This window comes from Actinomycetota bacterium (assembly GCA_035759705.1).
Classification (GTDB): Bacteria; Actinomycetota; CADDZG01; order JAHWKV01; family JAHWKV01; genus JAJCYE01.
Map to the genome: position 1 here is coordinate 1 of DASTUJ010000001.1, position 2663 is coordinate 2663.

Genomic DNA, 2663 nt, shown 5'->3' on the forward strand with positions numbered 1-2663 from the left:
GCTACGACCCCTACGGGCACTTCGCGCCGCAGTCGTCCTACTGCGTCGAGCCGGAGGAGGGCGCCCACCTCACCGAGTTCCGCGACATGGTCAAGGCCCTGCACAAGGAGGGCATCGAGGTCATCCTCGACGTCGTCTACAACCACACCAGCGAGGGCAACCAGAACGGGCCGACGATCAGCTTCCGGGGCATGGCCAACGAGGCCTACTACCACCTCGTCCCCCACGACCGGCAGTACTACATGGACTTCTCGGGCTGCGGGAACACGTTCAACGCCAACCACCCGGTGGTGACCAAGTACATCATCGAGTCGCTCGAGTACTGGGTCACGGAGTGCCACGTCGACGGCTTCCGCTTCGACCTCGGGTCGGTCCTGTCCCGGGGCCCGGACGGCGGGCCGATGGACGTGCCGCCGGTCCTCTGGAACATCGAGCTCTCCAAGATCCTCTCCGAGACCAAGGTGATCGCCGAGGCGTGGGACGCCGGCGGCCTCTACCAGGTGGGGCGCTTCCCCGGGGAGCGTTGGTGTGAGTGGAACGGCCCCTACCGGGACGACATCCGCCGCTTCCTCCGGGGCGAGCCCGGCATCATCCCCGCCGTCGCCACCCGCATCGCCGGCAGCGAGGATCTGTTCGGCGCCCAGGGCGAGAAGCCCAGCAACAGCATCAACTTCATCACCTGCCACGACGGCTTCACCCTCAACGACCTCGTCAGCTACAACACCAAGCACAACGAAGCGAACGGCGAGCAGAACCGGGACGGCTCCGACGACAACCGGAGCTGGAACTGCGGGGTGGAAGGGCCCACCGACGATCCCGACATCGAGGCGCTCCGGAACCGCCAGGTGAAGAACGCGGTGACGATCCTCCTGCTGAGCCGGGGCACGCCGATGCTCCTCGGCGGTGACGAGTTCCGCCGCACCCAGCGGGGCAACAACAACGCCTACTGCCAGGACAGCGAGATCAGCTGGTTCGACTGGTCCCAGGCCGAGGAGAACGCCGAGATGGTGCGGTTCTTCAGCCTCATGGTCGACTTCCGCAAGCGCTTCCCCACCCTCCGCCACGACGAGTTCTACAGCGGCGCCCTCAACGCCCGGGGACTGCCCGACGTCGCCTGGCACGGATGCCGGCTCAACGAGCCGGGCTGGACCGATCCCCTCTGCCGCGTGCTGGCGTTCACCCTCGCCGGCCTCCACGACGAGCCGGACCTCCACGTCATGCTGAACATGTACGACCTCGGGCTCGACTTCGAGCTCCCCCAGATCGAGGGTCGCAGCTGGGCCCTCGCCGTCGACACCGCCAAACCGTCGCCTGCCGACATCGCCGAGCCGGGGTCCGAGGTCCCGGTGGAAGGCACCATCCATCACGTCTACGGACGCAGCGCCGTCGTGCTCGTCTCTCAAGCAGGAGGAAAGGTCAGCCCATGACCGCCAACGTCGACTTCACCTTCTCCGACACCATCGCCGGCTACGTCACCGGCTACGACGACGAGACCGACTCGTTCGGCCTGCGGACAAGCGATGGCCGGGAGTTCCAGGCCTACTTCACCCCGAACACCTACTCCCAGGCCATGCGCAACTTCGGCGAGGCCTACCTCGACACCACCGGCCAGATGCGCGACATGCTCGTGCCCGAGCGCTACCTCTTCGCCTACGGGATCTTCTACCCGGGCGAGGGCGACGGCCTGCGGTTCGAGGTCAAGTCGATCATCTTCCCGGCCATTCACGGCAAGGAGCTGATCTTCGAGCAGCCCCGCTGGTGGGTGAACCAGGCCCGGTTCATCGGCGACTTCTACCTGCGGGGCCAGTTCCCCGACGGCAACTACGACTGGCGCAACTACCGCACCAAGCTCTCGCTGTCGGGCACCCACACACCGGACTACATCGCCCCCGACTTCCGCCAGGAGACCGACACGATCTCCCGGCTGGTCTACGGCCTGGCCACCGCCTACCTCCTCACCGGTGAGGACCGGTTCCTCCAAGCGGCGGAGAGCGGCACCGAGTACCTGCGCGAGCACATGCGGGCCACCAACGAGGCCGAGGGGATCGTGTACTGGTACCACGGCATCGACGTGTCGGGCACCAGCCAGCGCAAGATCTTCACCTCCGAGTTCGGCGACGACTACGACGCCATCCCGATGTACGAGCAGATCTACGCCCTCGCCGGCCCCACCCAGACCTACCGCGTCACCGGCGACCCCCGCATCCTCAGCGACATCGAGAAGACGATCACCCTCTTCGACCGGTTCTACAAGGACCCGGAGAAGGGCGGCTACTTCTCCCACCTCGACCCCATCAACCTCGATCCCCGCTCGGACTCGCTGCGGTCGAACCGGGCCCGCAAGAACTGGAACTCCGTCGGCGACCACGCGCCGGCGTACCTCATCAACGCCGTGATCGCCACCGGCCGCAAGGACCTCGAGGACTTCCTGGTCCAGACGGGCGACACCATCGCCGTGCACTTCCCCGACGACGTGCACAGCCCGTTCGTGCAGGAGCGCTTCCACGAGGACTGGAGCCACGACCGGAAGTGGGGCTGGCAGCAGGACAGCGCCGTCGTCGGCCACAACCTGAAGATCGCCTGGAACCTCATGCGCATCCACCACCTGCGCCCCAACGACGAGTACGTGGCCCTGGCCAACAAGATCGCCGACACCATGCCGG

At 66.6% G+C, this 2663-nt stretch carries 2 protein-coding genes; both read left to right on the forward strand.

The annotated features are described in order from the left end of the window. A partial coding sequence (locus tag VFV09_00005; protein ID HEU4866084.1) for an alpha-amylase family glycosyl hydrolase occupies nt 1–1427 on the forward strand: 1427 nt, incomplete at its 5' end. Continuing rightward, nucleotides 1424–2663, forward strand: a 1240-nt coding sequence (locus VFV09_00010) for an N-acyl-D-glucosamine 2-epimerase (GenBank protein ID HEU4866085.1), incomplete at its 3' end; no start/stop codon positions are given. The genes VFV09_00005 and VFV09_00010, both read left to right, overlap by 4 nt.